12 protein-coding genes and 2 pseudogenes are annotated in these 14,828 nt (G+C 38.7%); 7 read left to right on the forward strand and 7 right to left on the reverse strand.

Going from position 1 to position 14,828, the window contains the following annotated elements; translation table 11 throughout:
- Both ESZ39_RS18145 and ESZ39_RS15840 read right to left on the reverse strand, forming a co-directional pair.
- Positions 1 to 185: pseudogene (locus ESZ39_RS18145) on the reverse strand (transposase); the annotation flags it as partial.
- Between the two features lie 16 nt (positions 186 to 201).
- Positions 202 to 552 carry a hypothetical protein gene (locus tag ESZ39_RS15840; protein ID WP_146880896.1) on the reverse strand — a complete coding sequence of 117 codons (351 nt, stop codon included), beginning with the start codon at positions 550 to 552 and terminating at the stop codon, positions 202 to 204.
- Between ESZ39_RS15840 and ESZ39_RS15845 the strand changes: the two are divergent.
- Positions 547 to 723: pseudogene (locus ESZ39_RS15845) on the forward strand (tyrosine-type recombinase/integrase); the annotation flags it as partial. The gene ESZ39_RS15840 and the pseudogene ESZ39_RS15845 sit on opposite strands and share 6 nt — an antisense overlap.
- Positions 724 to 1,136: 413 nt before the next feature.
- Here ESZ39_RS15845 and ESZ39_RS15850 read toward each other — a convergent pair.
- Entirely contained in the window at positions 1,137 to 1,451 is a 315-nt protein-coding gene (locus tag ESZ39_RS15850) for a helix-turn-helix domain-containing protein (protein ID WP_146880897.1), read from the reverse strand.
- Positions 1,438 to 1,770, reverse strand: coding sequence for a type II toxin-antitoxin system RelE/ParE family toxin (locus ESZ39_RS15855; protein ID WP_146880898.1), 333 nt, complete (start codon positions 1,768 to 1,770; stop codon positions 1,438 to 1,440). Before ESZ39_RS15855 ends, ESZ39_RS15850 begins: the two co-directional genes overlap by 14 nt.
- 192 nt (positions 1,771 to 1,962) lie before the next feature.
- On the opposite strand from ESZ39_RS15855, the gene ESZ39_RS15860 reads away from it, so the two are divergent.
- Complete coding sequence (locus ESZ39_RS15860; protein ID WP_191321823.1) at positions 1,963 to 2,136, forward strand: phage integrase N-terminal SAM-like domain-containing protein; 174 nt, start codon at positions 1,963 to 1,965, stop codon at positions 2,134 to 2,136.
- Between the two features lie 252 nt (positions 2,137 to 2,388).
- Here ESZ39_RS15860 and recQ read toward each other — a convergent pair whose 3' ends face one another.
- From recQ to ESZ39_RS15875, 3 genes are all read right to left on the reverse strand, one after another.
- Positions 2,389 to 4,185 carry a DNA helicase RecQ gene (recQ, locus tag ESZ39_RS15865; RefSeq protein WP_146880899.1) on the reverse strand — a complete coding sequence of 599 codons (1,797 nt, stop codon included), beginning with the start codon at positions 4,183 to 4,185 and terminating at the stop codon, positions 2,389 to 2,391.
- A gap of 666 nt (positions 4,186 to 4,851) precedes the next feature.
- On the reverse strand, positions 4,852 to 5,151 hold the full coding sequence (locus tag ESZ39_RS18150; protein WP_146880900.1) for a 2OG-Fe(II) oxygenase: 300 nt from the start codon (positions 5,149 to 5,151) through the stop codon (positions 4,852 to 4,854).
- Positions 5,152 to 5,379: 228 nt separating this feature from the next.
- The gene (locus ESZ39_RS15875; protein WP_146880901.1) at positions 5,380 to 6,330 is read right to left on the reverse strand and encodes an AraC family transcriptional regulator; all 951 of its coding nucleotides are present in this window, start codon (positions 6,328 to 6,330) and stop codon (positions 5,380 to 5,382) included.
- Between the two features lie 314 nt (positions 6,331 to 6,644).
- Between ESZ39_RS15875 and ESZ39_RS15880 the strand changes: the two genes are divergently transcribed.
- The 5 genes from ESZ39_RS15880 to ESZ39_RS15900 all read left to right on the forward strand — a co-directional run bounded on the left by ESZ39_RS15880 (position 6,645) and on the right by ESZ39_RS15900 (position 14,588).
- The gene (locus ESZ39_RS15880; RefSeq protein WP_146880902.1) at positions 6,645 to 10,040 is read left to right on the forward strand and encodes a methylmalonyl-CoA mutase family protein; all 3,396 of its coding nucleotides are present in this window, start codon (positions 6,645 to 6,647) and stop codon (positions 10,038 to 10,040) included.
- 41 nt (positions 10,041 to 10,081) lie between these two features.
- Positions 10,082 to 11,875: an acyl-CoA dehydrogenase C-terminal domain-containing protein gene (locus ESZ39_RS15885; protein ID WP_146880907.1), complete on the forward strand. Its 1,794-nt coding sequence runs from the start codon at positions 10,082 to 10,084 to the stop codon at positions 11,873 to 11,875.
- 443 nt (positions 11,876 to 12,318) lie between these two features.
- On the forward strand, positions 12,319 to 12,507 hold the full coding sequence (locus tag ESZ39_RS15890; protein WP_146880903.1) for a hypothetical protein: 189 nt from the start codon (positions 12,319 to 12,321) through the stop codon (positions 12,505 to 12,507).
- A 191-nt stretch (positions 12,508 to 12,698) separates the two neighbouring features.
- Positions 12,699 to 13,796, forward strand: coding sequence for an enoyl-CoA hydratase/isomerase family protein (locus ESZ39_RS15895; RefSeq protein ID WP_146880904.1), 1,098 nt, complete (start codon positions 12,699 to 12,701; stop codon positions 13,794 to 13,796).
- A gap of 30 nt (positions 13,797 to 13,826) precedes the next feature.
- A complete protein-coding gene (locus ESZ39_RS15900) occupies positions 13,827 to 14,588 on the forward strand; it encodes an SDR family oxidoreductase (RefSeq protein ID WP_146880905.1) in 762 nt (253 codons plus the stop codon).
- Positions 14,589 to 14,828 lie beyond the last annotated feature (240 nt).

Consider the following 14,828-nt stretch of genomic DNA (forward strand, 5'->3'; position numbering starts at 1 on the left):
ATATGTCGCCATCGAAAAGAAGTTCTAAGCGTTATGTTTAAGGCTTTAGCTGATTTTCTAAGAGACACGCCTTCCCACATTAACTTCGTGTATTCAATCCACTTCTCAGCCTTTTTCATGCGGTAAAACGGTGAATCAGCAAGCGCATTAAAAGTTTTGAAGCAGGATTTACACTTAAAGCGTTGAATTATACCAGTTCCATTAAGTTTGTGATCTTGTTGTGCGCAGGAAAAATAATTCAAGGTAAGGCGCTCGATTGAGCAATAGCTGGCTATTGGGATTGAGAGCAACACAGCCTTGAGCTATTTTAACTAGTACAAGTGAGCAATAACTTAATGGGATTGGTATTACTTGCTTTGTCATACCCCAACGGTTTAATTCATGTGAATTGCAATAAGGACAATGAGATATTGTTTCTTCATGGTCGGCAATGGCTTGACCCACTTGGTTATTGGAAATATTTGATTCAACCTCATGACAAAGTTTTTTTAGTTGGGAGTAGTTTAAGTGGGTAACGTGATGTAATATATTTTGAAACTGCTTGGAAGACATGTCACAGCACATACTTTCAGACACAGTTTTGCGACTCAGTCGCTGTTAAATGGAGCTGATATTAGAACGGTACAAGAATCACTTGGCCATAATGATTTGAAGACTACTCAAATCTATACTCATGTGATTGGCCAGTATTCATCAGGGACTCTTAGCCCCATTGATAGATAACTTAACCATTAGAAAAAGTATCTCTTTTTTTATTCTGCTGATGTCCTCGGTTAGCATTAACTATTTGATGACGAATGACCGCTGTGGGTGGCTTAGTTGACTATCAAGATGAAGGGAGATCAACGTCTCATGAAGACTAAAAACAGCTCAAAAATCTATTGATGTTAACGTCAGGTTTCGTATCAAAGATGCCTTTTTAGACGTGATTTTTAGTGGATGCTTTATGTCTGCTTTAGGCTCACAGGTGCCTTAAGATAAATTAATTCTCATGTATTCTTTTGCAAATGCTTAAATATCATAAAGTGGCAAACCAAAATGCAATTGGCTAGCTAGGCTAGATGCAATTGAGTGGTATTGATAGTAGTTATTTTCCACGGAACCTAGCCATCTGTTAAAAGTCCTACTTGAATGGCTTATAATTCTGCTATGTGCGTGAGAGTTTCTGGATAACGTTGTACTAATTTTAAAAGGGTAATTGCTTGTCCATTTGGAGCACTTCGTCCTTGTTCCCAGTTCTCTAAAGTACGAGAGGATGTATGAAGCAAACTAGCAAACACACCGCGCGACATATTAAATTTCTCTCGAATATGTACAATTTCATTAGGTGAAATATCAAGTTCACTTACATCATTAACCTGATGTGTTTTAAGGGTAATTTTCCCCTCTGAATGCTCTTTTGCTTCAACAAGAGCCGAGCTTAATTCTGTAAATAAATCACGATTGCTCATTGCGCCATACCTCCATAAAAAATTTCAACTGTTTCTTTTGATCTGCGGTTAAGTCCGACATTTCACTTTTCCCATAAATAGTTAGTAAATAGAAACGTCGTTTTTCATCAAGGAAGTAATAAATGACACGTGAACCACCACGCTTTCCTTTACCCTTGCTTGCAACTCGAACCTTCCGCAAACCACCTGTACCTTGAATTATATCACCCTGTTTAGGGTTTGACATTAGTTCAGCTTGAAACAGTCTAAACTCCTCATCACTGAGGTGATCATCTCGGTATTTCTCAAATATTTTTGATTCTACAAATATACATCTCATAAATAGAGTGTACGCAATTAACGTATAAGAAACAATGTGGGATATGAATGAGCCTCAACGCCCGCTTAAGCGGAAAAATATAGCTGTCTAAAATGTTGAACGAAGCCGCTTTGCGGCAGAGTAACTTTTAAACGACCTTTCATACTCAATAACAGCATGGTCACATCGACGATGCCTTATCGGAGTAACCCCATGAACACATCACAAGCACAACGCTACAATTATTTTTATAAACCACATATTATCAATCTATCCTTACAAGGTAAACGTCCTTCAACCATCGACAGTTATTCACGCGCTGTGCGCCGTATAGCCGCCTTTTTTGATAAATCACCTGACGATCTGACTATTAATCAGCTTAAATAATACTTCAACAGTCTTATTCAAACCCACTCTTGGAGTGCGGTTAAAATTGACGCTCAAATCAGCTAAGTTATTGTAAAATAAAAGGCCTGATTTTTATGTTTCAAACAGCTCTATGGTTAAAGTAGCTGACTTTTCACTCATTCAGTTAGGCCTTAATGTTGTCAGGTTAGGTAAATATTTACTCTTACATTTGTCAGTTCAAACGCTGACTCTGCCACATTAGCAATGCTTCTTTAGTGATTATTATATTACCTAGTTTAATAGCGCAATAATTTGTTCGCCATAAAGCTCAAGTTTTGTTTTCCCTACGCCGTTCACGTCTAACAGTTGATTTGAATTTTTGGGATTTCTTTGTGCTATATCCATTAAGGTAGCGTCGTGAAAAATAACAAATGATGGCACACCTCTTTCTTTAGCCCATAAAGCTCTTTGTTGTCTAAGCTTTTCAAAATTAGCTTGTTCTTCTGCTGATAAATCACTTTCAATAGCAGGTCTTGGTGCTTGAGTTTGCTTTGATTTTTTATACTTTTGTACTTTAAGTTGTATCGTACATTCACCTTTTAATAAAGGTCGTGCTTTTTCGGTTAATTTTAGCACGCCATAATCCATTTCAACCGCTAAATAGCCCATTGAAATAAGCTGCCTAAATACCGTTTGCCATTCAGTTGCCGTAAGTTCGCTGCCAATATTATAGGTTGATAGTTCATGGTGATTAAGACTGGTTATTTTTGGTGTTTTTTTACCGGTAAGCACATCAATTTGATGGCCAACGCCAAATCTTTGGCCAGTTCTGTAAACGGTTGATAGCGCTTTTCTGGCGGCACTCGTACCGTCCCAAGTCAGAGGAGGGTTCAAACAATTGTCACAATTACCACAAGGTTCTGCTAATGTTTCACCAAAATAATTTAACAGCACTTGTCTACGGCACGAGCTAACTTCACAATAACCCAGTAAGGCATCTATTTTACGCTGCGTGAGATATTTAAACTGTTCATTGCCATCACTTTGACTGGCCATTTGTTTAAGTTTAATCACATCTTGCATACCATAAGCTAGCCAGGTATTAGCTGGCATGCCATCTCGGCCAGCGCGTCCAGTTTCTTGATAATAGGCCTCAATACTTTTAGGTAAATTTAAATGCGCCACAAATCGTACGTCGGGCTTGTCAATGCCCATACCAAAGGCAATGGTGGCTACAATAATAATGCCGTCTTCTTTGAGGAACCGCTGTTGGTTATTATCTTTAATATAACTAGCTAAACCGGCATGATAAGGCAGGGCAACTTTACCTTGTTCACATAACCACTGAGCGGTTGCTTCTACCGACTTTCTCGAAAGACAATAAACAATACCTGCATCATTGGTATGTTCGGCATTAATAAACTGCAGCAGCTTTTCTTTGCTATTTTTCTGTTCACTGATCCTATATTGAATATTGGGTCGGTCGAAACTGTGCACAAAAGTTTTAGCGGCTGTTAAATTTAAAACCTGAATGATTTCATCTCGGGTTTTCATATCAGCGGTAGCGGTTAAGGCAATTTTAGGTGTGTTGGGGTACCTATGACCTATGATGGAAAGTTTTTGATATTCAGGTCTAAAGTCATGGCCCCATTGCGAAACACAATGAGCCTCATCAAAGGCAAATAATGCAATAGTGACTTTATCAATAAGGCTAAGAAAATAATCACCCAATAATCTTTCAGGTGCGACATATAATAAGTCGATATTACCTGACATTATTAGCTGTTCTACACGTCGTTGTTCTTCATAATCTTGTGATGAATTTAAAAACTCAGCTTTTACCCCCTGCAGCTTTAAGGCATCGACTTGATCTTTCATTAAGGCGATCAGTGGTGATACAACGATACCAACACCGTCTAAAACTATCGCTGGTATTTGATAACATAATGATTTACCGCCCCCCGTTGGCATCAGGGTAAAAACATTGGTGCCGCTGATTAATTCACTAATGATGTTTGCTTGTTGATGGCGAAAATCAGCGTAACCAAAAGTATTTTGTAAAACTGATTTTGCTGTGTTGATATCCAAATTAAGTCCCTTGATAAAACTAGATCATATTACGTCAGCATATTTTTAAGTACAGCGGTTATAAACCGCCTAGACTAAAAATTTAACCATAAACGCCTCAGAAATTTAAGGCACTTTAAATTAATGATATTGAGCATTTATTCGTCAATATAGCTGGCTCTGAGGGTAGTGCATTCGGTGAAGATAGCATTAATGCCGACAGAAATGAATATAAGGCAAGTGGATGTTGGCAATTGGTGGTTAAAGCTAGCATTTATGCTGAAGTGTCAGTACATTTTTATATTACAATGATTGTATGTAGATTTCTCAACGAGTTTCGCCATATGTTTTCGTTGTATTATCGCTATTATTTTAATGGTCGTTTAATCAATGATCATATATTTTTAAACTTAGTTAGCATTAAATTATTAATAAAGACTTTACTATAAAAAGTAAAAATAATGTCTCATATTATATGGATATAAAGCAGGGCGGTTGATGTTCGTCTTGGTTAAAACTTGTATTAATACCAATCCCATTAAGTTATTGCTCACTTGTACTAGTTAAAATAGCTCAATGCTGTGTTGCTCTCACTCCCAATAGCCAGCTATTGCTCAATCGAGCGCCTTACCTTGAATTATTTTTCCTGCGCACAACAAGATCACAAACTTAATGGAACTGGTATAACTAGATATTTAGCGCAAAACTCAATAGTACCCGTTTACCCGACTCAATTTTAGATACACTATGCTCGTATTTATCAGGACGAAATAAATAAACCCGATTCAATAAATTTATAATACAGTGTGAACACGTAAATACGCCACCAGCCTTAGGAGCTACCAGAACGAAGTTAAGCTTGTAATAACGTCCTGATTGTACGGGATCACTGTGTGTCATTACACTATGGTTAGTCGGATAAGTTACATAATTAATAGAAAAAACTCGGCTATTAAAAATTGCTTTATTTTTTACCTTGGCGATCATAACCACTCCTATTATTTTACGTGTAGTAATCATTATCGATAACACACTCATTATATAATAATGTTGGGTTAATCTAAGCAGATTACAAGCAGTAAACCTATTATGATTTTACTCAGCTATTACAGGTATTCGCCAGCTTAATGATATTTTACCCAATATAAATAAAAAGCCAGCTACTGCATGAGTCGCGGCTAATAAGCAGGATAGTTAATTGCTATTATACCTGCGCTAAGACACTGATGAACTATGACGAGAATCACGATATTGCTTTGGTGAAATACCCACTAATTTTTTAAATAATCGCGAAAAATAATAAGGGTCGCTATAGCCTAAGTCACTCGCAATGTCTTTAATGGTAATATCGCTATTGTCTAGCTGTAAACAGGCATGTTGAATTTTCATATTAATAAAATGTTGAATAGGTGAGCTATCGGTTAATTCTTTGAATTTTTTTGCAAAGTGAAATTTTGATAGCTGGCTATAATGCGCTAACGTATCTAGGCTTAGCTCTTGGTGCAAACTGTTGCGCATTAACGCCTCCACCGCTTCCAGATCAAAACTCGAACTATTATTAAACATCGTTAAACGCAATTGTAGCGCAAGAAAACTCAACGCTTGTTGCAAAATATGTACGGCGTGAATAACGTTTGTCGCGGTGTAACCTCTAGCACCCAATGCCAGTAAATGATCAAAGTCGCTCACAATGTTTTTCAATACCCCCACATGTGCTTTGCCACTATCCATCTTCATTAACAGTCGTTCGGCAAAATCTTTTGCTAATGTGCCGGTAAAATTAATCCAATAAACAATATTATCGGTGGTTTTGCTGTCACGACTGGCTTGTTGTTTTTCATTTTTGCTGTGATTCTTTATTGTATCGTCAGTTTTATTAAGGGTAAAGGTGAACGCCGTATTAGGATTGATAATAACAAGATCGCCACGTTCTATAACTCTTTCTTTACCTTGGTAATCTAGTTTTCCCATACCTGACAAGCAGTAAATTAAGGTATGGCAATGGTTATTTTCTTGTTGTAATTTATAGTGGTTATTTGCTTGTGTGATGCCTAATGAAACCGGATATAAACCGTCAGTTAAGCGATGTTTTGATAACTTTTGTAATAAAAAAACCGGGATAAATAAGCGAATGTCGGTTGATTTATTGAGCTTGATATTTGCCATATTATCCTAAAGAGTTAAAGGTTTGTGTTGGCTGGTCTAATCACAATATAGTCCATTAAATTGACAATAAAATCAATGTTCATTACATTTTTAGTGTGGTCTAATTTTGTCATTAAGTTTCCATTATCAAGTTTTACAACTAAAACTAGCGCATTAGCACTTTGTAGGTTGTGATGACTGAAATAATTATTACTTCATGATGATAAGGTTTTTCGTTACAAGGGATTGAAAATCCCATGGTTAGCAATTAATGGTGAAAGACCAATCGTGAAAAAAATTTTGATTCATAAGTTTGATACATAAGAGAGTATGAGATGAATACTGAAAGATATCAGTTAAAAAATAAAATTCGTATTGTTACCGCGGCTTCTTTGTTTGATGGTCACGACGCAGCTATTAATATTATGCGCCGCATTTTGCAATCAAGTGGCGCAGAAGTTATTCATCTTGGTCATGACCGCAGTGTTGAAGAAGTGGTTAATACCGCGATTCAAGAAGACGCAAACGCCATTGCCATGACCTCTTATCAAGGCGGTCATAACGAATATTTCAAATATATGTATGACCTATTAAAAGAACGCGGTTGTGAGCATATTCGTATTGTTGGCGGCGGCGGTGGCGTAATACTGCCTGACGAAATTAAAATGCTACAAGATTATGGTGTTACCCGCATTTACTCGCCAGATGACGGTCGTGCATTAGGCTTGTTAGGTATGATTGACGACATGTTAGAACGCTGTGATTTTAAAACTGGCGTTAATGTTAAAAAAGACGATGTAGCTAATTTAAAGAAAGACGTGCCACTGCAAGATAAAAAACAAGCTATTGCTCGTTTGATTTCAGCCGCAGAAAATGCACCAGTAGAAAATAAAAGCAATCTTGATAAAATTCGTAAAATTGCCGCCGTCAGTAAAACCCCCGTATTGGGTATCACCGGTACCGGTGGTGCCGGTAAGTCGTCATTAGTTGATGAATTAATTCGACGCTTTTTAATGGCAACTGAAGATAGTAAAATTGCTATTGTCTCAGTTGACCCGTCAAAACGTAAAACGGGTGGCGCGTTATTAGGTGACCGTATTCGGATGAACGCGGTGAATAACGACCGTGTCTATATGCGCTCGTTAGCAACACGTCAGTCAAATTTAGCCTTGTCTGTGTATGTTCATGACACACTAGATATCTTAAAAGCGACCGATTTTGATTTAATCATTTTAGAAACTTCAGGTATTGGCCAGTCAGATACCGAAATTGAAGAGCATTCTGATGTATCTTTATACGTTATGACGCCAGAATACGGTGCGGCAACGCAGCTTGAAAAAATCGACATGCTCGACTTTGCTGACATTATCGCGTTGAATAAATTTGATAAGCGTGGTGCACTTGACGCTTTGCGTGACGTGAAAAAACAATATAAACGTAATCGTAACATGTTCGAAGCCGGCGATGATGAAGTACCGGTTTACGGTACTATCGCGTCACAATTTAACGACCGTGGTATGACCGAGTTATATAATGCCGTTATCACGGCATTAAACACTAAAGTTGGCTTAATCGTTGGTGATATTCTGTCTACCGAAGGCACGTTAGCGAATAAAAGTAGTGTTATTCCAGGCAATCGTATTCGTTACTTATCTGAAATATCAGAAAGTAACCGCGGTTATGACGCTTGGGTTGAAAAGCAAACAACAGTTGCACAAAAGCTTTATGGCATTCATCAAGCCATTGAAACGGCAAAAGAAGCAGACACAGAGGTTGCTGCTGACTTAGTAACACAACTTGAAGCCTTGTATACTCATGTAGAGCTAGATTTAGATCCTAAAAACAAGGTGCTACTTGAGCAATGGGCCGCTAAAGTTCAACGTTATAAAGATCCAGAATTTAAATTTAAAGTCCGTGATAAAGAATTATCGATAGCCACTCATTCAAAATCGTTATCGGGCAGTGATATCCCAAAAATCAGTATGCCTAAATATCAAGGTTGGGGCGATATTTTAAAGTGGAACTTACAAGAGAATGTGCCAGGTGAATTTCCATATACGGCTGGTTTATTTCCTTTCAAACGTGAAGGTGAAGACCCTACACGGATGTTTGCTGGTGAAGGTGGTCCAGAGCGAACTAACCGTCGTTTTCATTATGTTTCAAAAGGTATGCCAGCTAAACGTTTATCAACGGCGTTTGACTCAGTAACCTTATACGGTAACGACCCGGCTATTCGTCCCGATATTTACGGAAAAATTGGTAATGCGGGTGTCTCTATTTGTTGTTTAGACGATGCGAAGAAACTTTATTCTGGTTTTAATTTAGCCCATACCATGACTTCAGTTTCAATGACCATTAATGGTCCTGCGCCTATGTTGTTAGGTTTTTTCTTGAATACCGCCATTGATCAACAATGTGAGCGTTTTATCACTGAAAATGGTTTAGAAAAAGAAGTTGCTGCCACCATTGCCAAAATTTATAAAGACAAAGGCTGTGAACGTCCAAGCTATCAAGGTGCGTTGCCGGACGGCAATGACGGCTTAGGCTTAATGCTATTAGGTGTCACTGGCGATCAAGTACTACCACCTGAAGTTTACCAAGCGATAAAAGCAAAAACCTTAACGCAAGTGCGCGGTACGGTTCAAGCAGATATATTAAAAGAAGATCAAGCGCAAAACACTTGTATTTTCTCAACAGAATTTGCTTTGCGTTTAATGGGTGACGTACAAGAATATTTTATCGAAAAAGGCGTACGTAACTTCTATTCAGTGTCTATTTCTGGCTACCATATCGCCGAAGCCGGCGCGAACCCGATCACCCAGTTAGCGTTAACCTTAGCGAACGGTTTTACTTTTGTAGAATATTACTTAAGTCGTGGCATGGACATTAACGAATTTGGTCCTAACTTATCGTTTTTCTTCTCAAATGGTATTGACCCTGAATATGCCGTTATTGGTCGCGTAGCTCGTCGCATTTGGTCAAAAGCGATGAAGAACAAATATGGCGCCAATGCTCGTGCACAAATGTTGAAATACCATATTCAAACTTCAGGTCGTTCATTGCACGCGCAAGAAATTGATTTCAACGATATTCGTACCACATTACAAGCACTTTACGCGATAAACGATAACTGTAACTCTTTACATACTAATGCTTATGACGAGGCTATTACTACGCCAACCGAAGACAGTGTTCGTCGCGCGATGGCGATTCAATTAATTATCAACCGTGAATTAGGTTTATCGAAAAATGAAAACCCCATTCAAGGAGCGTTTATTATTGAAGAGTTAACTGACTTAGTTGAAGAAGCGGTATTAACTGAATTTGATCGAATTAATGAACGTGGTGGTGTACTTGGCGCGATGGAAACCATGTACCAACGTGGCAAAATTCAAGAAGAAAGTATGTATTATGAGCACTTAAAGCATTCAGGTGAATACCCCATTATTGGTGTTAATACTTTTCTCAGTTCAACCGGGTCACCCACCGTGGTACCTGAAGAAGTTATTCGCGCTACAGAAGAAGAAAAAAATTATCAAATTGAGATGCTAGCTAGTTTAAATAAAGCCAATGACGCAGAAGTACAAGTGTTACTTAAGCGTTTACAAACTGCGGCCATTAAACAGGATAATATTTTTGAACTGATGATGGATGCCTGTAAGGTGTGTTCATTAGGGCAAATTGTTAGTTCATTATTTGAAGCTGGCGGCCAGTATCGTCGCAACATGTAAGCTGTGTTTAATTTATATAAGCAACCTAATGAGTATGAATGATGAGTAATTACCAAGCACCAATGCGTGATATGCAGTTTTTATTGCATGAAGTTTTTAATGCTGAAAAATTATGGTCAACCATGCCAGCAGTGGCTGAGCTTATTGATAAAGACACCGCCGATGCGATTTTATCAGAAGGGGCAAAATTAACCGCTGAAGTTATCGCACCTTTGAATCGTAATAGTGATGAACAAGGTGCTAGCTGGAAAAACGGCGTGGTAACAACGCCAGATGGTTTTGCTAAAGCCTATCAAATGTATTGTGAAGGTGGCTGGGGCTCGTTAAGTGGCGATCCCCAGCATGGCGGCATGGGTATGCCAAAAATGTTGCAATCCTTTGTCGAAGAAATGACTCAGTCTGCTTCCATCTCATTCGCGCTTTATCCGATGTTAACTGCTGGCGCGAGTTTGGCACTTAGTGCACACGCGAGTGAAGACATGAAGCAAACTTATTTGGAAAATATGTATTCAGGTAAGTGGGCCGGCACTATGTGCTTAACCGAGCCACATGCCGGTAGCGATTTAGGCATAATGACCGCAAAAGCGGAAGCGTTAGCCGATGGCAGTTTTGCCTTATCGGGCACTAAAATATTCATCACAGGTGGTGAACAAGACCTAACCGAGAATATTATTCATTTAGTCTTGGCGAAAATACCCGGCGCACCGAAAGGCCCTCGTGGCATTTCTATGTTTGTTGTACCTAAGTTTTTATTGCATGATGATGGCAGCTTAGGCGCTAGAAATACCGTTAGTTGTGGTTCAATTGAACACAAAATGGGCATTAAAGGCTCAGCAACTTGTGTGATGAATTTTGACAGCGCAAAAGGCTTTTTAGTCGGTGAGCAAAATAAAGGCTTAAACTACATGTTCACTATGATGAACTATGAACGTTTAGGTATGGGCATTCAGGGGGTTGGCGCGGCTGAAACCTCATATCAACAAGCGGCAGAATATGCCCTTGAACGCATTCAAGGTCGCAGTGCTACTGGTGTAAAATCTGCTGATAAAAAAGCTGACTCACTTATTGTTCATCCCGACGTCAGAAAAATGCTATTAACTATGCGTGCGCTTAACGAAGGGGGTCGCTGTTTTTCCACTTATGTTGCTAAACAACTCGACATCGTTAAATTTTCTGCTGATCAAGCTAAAATAAAACAAGCAGAGCAGTTAGTTGCGCTGTTAACGCCGGTAGCAAAAGCGTTTATGACTGATATGGCCTTTGAAAGTTGTAGTTTAGGGCAAATGGTTTTTGGTGGCCACGGTTATGTCCGAGAATGGGGCCAAGAACAATTGATTCGTGATGTGCGTATTGCCCAAATCTATGAAGGTACCAATGGCATTCAGGCGCTTGATTTACTCGGCCGTAAAGTTGTTGCCAACAAAGGCCAATTTTTTGAGGTGTATTTTACTGAAATTAGCACCTTCATCGAAAAAAACGCTAATAAAAAAGCGCTAGCGGGATTTGTTAAACCGTTGGCCGGCGCTTTAGAAAAGTTAAAAGCGGTTACCGGTGTGATCATTGCAGAACAAGTAGATGATAAAAATATGGTTGGTGCCTCAGCTACTGATTATTTGGCTGCATTCGGTTTAGTCAGTTATGCCTATATGTGGGCCTTAATGGCAGAAAAAGCCTTACATCAATCTGAGCAAGACTTCTATCAAGCAAAACTCTATGTTGGCAGCTTTTTTATTGAACGATTACTGCCAAGAATTGATGGTCATATTCATGCGATTGAAGCAGGCAGTAAAAGCATGATGGCTATGCCAGAAAAGCTCTTTAACTATAATCACTAGTATATGTTCTAAGCGATCAGTAAAGTGGAACTACAGTCTACTGTTATTATTTTTAGTTAAAACTACCCGAATATTGGCTATGAAGTGATTGCGTTTACCGGTAAAATTGCGCAAGCATTTTATTTACAAGCACCTTATTTAAGAAACACTGGGTGCAAGCCAATTAATTAATCACAATGAAATTAAAAATGGGCAGCAAACCTTTAGAAAATGTCTAATGGGGCGGCGCCATCGACAACGTGGGTGGTGATACTTTATCTTGGCTCACTCGTACTACTTGCGTGTGGGGTAATATTGCATCAATTGGTTTGGCTGGAGGCATTATTAAACTGGACTCGACCGTTATGCCCTCTATTTTAAGAGGTGTGAGCTTACTGGTTATCAATTCAGTGGAAATGCCAATATCAGTTCGAACCCAAGCTTGACAGCGATTAGCCATTGACTTGAAACCAACAAAACTTGCTTTAATTTCTCCCGCAACCATTGAATTTAAAGATTTATCTAACACATTTGACGCTTATGTCGATGGCACCGTGACGGGCCGAACCGTTGTGGCTATTAATACCAGTTCCATTAAGTTTGTGATCTTGTTGTGCGCAGGAAAAATAACTCAAGGTAAGGCGCTCGATTGAGCAATAGCTGGCTATTGGGATTGAGAGCAACACAGCCTTGAGCTATTTTAACCAGTACAAGTGAGCAATAACTTAATGTAATTGGTATAATACAGCATTGTAATATTTTATTAGACAGCGCAGTTAAATAGCGCAGTTAAACTAAATAATTAGATAACAAATTAACCAGTGAAGAATAGGAAAAAAACTGAATGAGTGATGTGATATTTACAGAGTTAAGTAGTACAAATAATAAAAAAATAGCCGTAGCAGAACTTAATGCTCCTAAATCTCTCAATGCATTAAATCTTTCGATGATTAAATTGCTAACTGAACAACTGACGACTTGGCAAGAAGATGACAGTATAGCGGTGGTTATTTTACAAGGCGCGGGTGAAAAAGCGTTTTGTGCTGGGGGCGATGTTGTTAGCCTTTATCACTATCTTAACGAATTAGAGGCACCCATTGATGATAATGTCATTAAATCAGGCTTCGCCCATGATTTTTTCGGCCAAGAATATGTCCTTGATCAATTAATCCACAACTTTAGCAAACCCATTATGATTTGGGGCGATGGTTATGTCATGGGCGGGGGAGTGGGTTTGTTTGCGGGCGCCAGTCATCGTATCACAACCGAGCGTACTCTAATGGCCATGCCTGAAGTATCAATAGGGCTATACCCTGATGTCGGCTCTAGTTGGTTTTTAAATAAAACCCCTAGCGAACTGGGACTATTTTTAGGGATCACAGGTGCTGTTTTTAATGCAGCAGACGCTAAATATATTGGCATGTCAGATTATATTATTGCTAGTTTATCTAAAAAGGATGTTTTTCATCATCTATTAACAGTGGATTGGCAAGACAATGATAAAAATTATCAATTGCTAGATCAAACGTTGCAGGGGTTTTCTAATGATTTTGAGCATCAATTGCATTCTGAGTTAAAAGCAAATGAAGCCGGCATAGCCAAATTATTGGCCTTTGATAATATTGTCGATATTCACACGGCTATCCTAAATGTAAAAACAGAGAATAAGTGGCTGACTCAGGCAAAAAATAAATTGCTAGCGGGTAGCCCTCTTAGTGCTTGTATTATATATAGGCAACTACAAACGGCTAAAGCACTGAGCTTAAGCGAATGTTTTGCCTCAGAGTTAAATTTAATCCTACGTTGTTGTCAGTATTCTGAAACTTGCGAAGGCGTTAGAGCGTTATTAGTCGATAAAGACAAAAATCCAAATTGGTCTTTTTCAAATATTAGCGATGTTGATAGTAAATTAGTTGATTGGTTTTTTAGTCCAATCAGCTAAATAATATATAATAGAGATAAAGGAAAAATAATGAATTTGAATGATAAAGTTATTGTGATCACTGGTGGTGGGCAAGGCCTAGGCCGTTCGATGGCCATTAATTTAGCGACACAGGGCGCTAAGCTGGCGTTAATTGATTTAAATGAAGCGCTTTTACAAGAAACGGTTAAATTAGTTGCAGAAGCGGGTTCAAGTGCAAAATATTATATCGCCAATGTCACAGATGAAGCCGATGTTGAAAAAACCTTTAGTCAAATTAATAGCGACTTTGATGGTATTGATGGCTTGATTAACAATGCGGGCATATTACGCGATGGTATGTTTGTTAAAGCTAAAGACGGCGTGGTGAGTAAAAAAATGTCACTGGATCAATTTCAATCGGTAGTTGATGTCAATCTAACTGGCGTATTTTTATGTGGCAGAGAAGCTACAGTGCATATGATAGAAGGTAAGCGTAAAGGCGTTATTATCAATATGTCATCAATTGCACGTGCTGGTAACATGGGGCAAACCAATTATGCGGCTTCAAAAGCAGGCGTAGTTGCTATGACAGTTACTTGGGCTCGCGAGCTTGGTCGCCATGGTATTCGGGTTGGTGCTATTGCTCCCGGTGTTATTCACACCGCAATGACCGATGCAATGAAACCTGAAATGCGTGAACGCTTAGAAAAAATGAAACCAGTAGGGCGTTTAGGTGAAGCCGATGAAATAGCTCATACCGTTAAATATATCTTTGAAAATGAATTTTTCACCGGACGAGTTGTTGAAATTGATGGCGGACTTTGCATGTAATTTTGATAAGTTAACATCGAAATTACATTACATAACACCAAAGACGAGATAATCTCGTCTTTGGTGTTTATATAAGCACAGAGCTGAGCATAAACACAGACCCGATCACAGATATAATACCAGTTCCATTAAGTTTGTGATCTTGTTGTGCGCAGGAAAAATAACTCAAGGTAAGGCGCTCGATTGAGCAATAGCTGGCTATTGGGATTGAGAGCAACACAGCCTTGAGCTATTTTAACT

It is taken from the genome of Colwellia sp. C1TZA3 (assembly GCF_007954265.1).
Lineage (GTDB): Bacteria > Pseudomonadota > Gammaproteobacteria > Enterobacterales > Alteromonadaceae > Cognaticolwellia.

Excerpts from the sequence above, each read along its gene's own strand:
- ESZ39_RS15850 (WP_146880897.1), bottom strand. The coding sequence starts at position 1,451 with ATGAGCAATCGTGATTTATTTACAGAATTAAGCTCGGCTCTTGTTGAA.
- ESZ39_RS15840 (WP_146880896.1), bottom strand. The coding sequence starts at position 552 with ATGTCTTCCAAGCAGTTTCAAAATATATTACATCACGTTACCCACTTA.
- ESZ39_RS18150 (WP_146880900.1), bottom strand. The coding sequence starts at position 5,151 with ATGATCGCCAAGGTAAAAAATAAAGCAATTTTTAATAGCCGAGTTTTT.
- ESZ39_RS15895 (WP_146880904.1), top strand. The coding sequence starts at position 12,699 with ATGAGTGATGTGATATTTACAGAGTTAAGTAGTACAAATAATAAAAAA.
- ESZ39_RS15900 (WP_146880905.1), top strand. The coding sequence starts at position 13,827 with ATGAATTTGAATGATAAAGTTATTGTGATCACTGGTGGTGGGCAAGGC.
- ESZ39_RS15880 (WP_146880902.1), top strand. The coding sequence starts at position 6,645 with ATGAATACTGAAAGATATCAGTTAAAAAATAAAATTCGTATTGTTACC.
- ESZ39_RS15860 (WP_191321823.1), top strand. The coding sequence starts at position 1,963 with ATGAACACATCACAAGCACAACGCTACAATTATTTTTATAAACCACAT.
- ESZ39_RS15855 (WP_146880898.1), bottom strand. The coding sequence starts at position 1,770 with ATGAGATGTATATTTGTAGAATCAAAAATATTTGAGAAATACCGAGAT.
- ESZ39_RS15875 (WP_146880901.1), bottom strand. The coding sequence starts at position 6,330 with ATGGCAAATATCAAGCTCAATAAATCAACCGACATTCGCTTATTTATC.
- ESZ39_RS15885 (WP_146880907.1), top strand. The coding sequence starts at position 10,082 with ATGAGTAATTACCAAGCACCAATGCGTGATATGCAGTTTTTATTGCAT.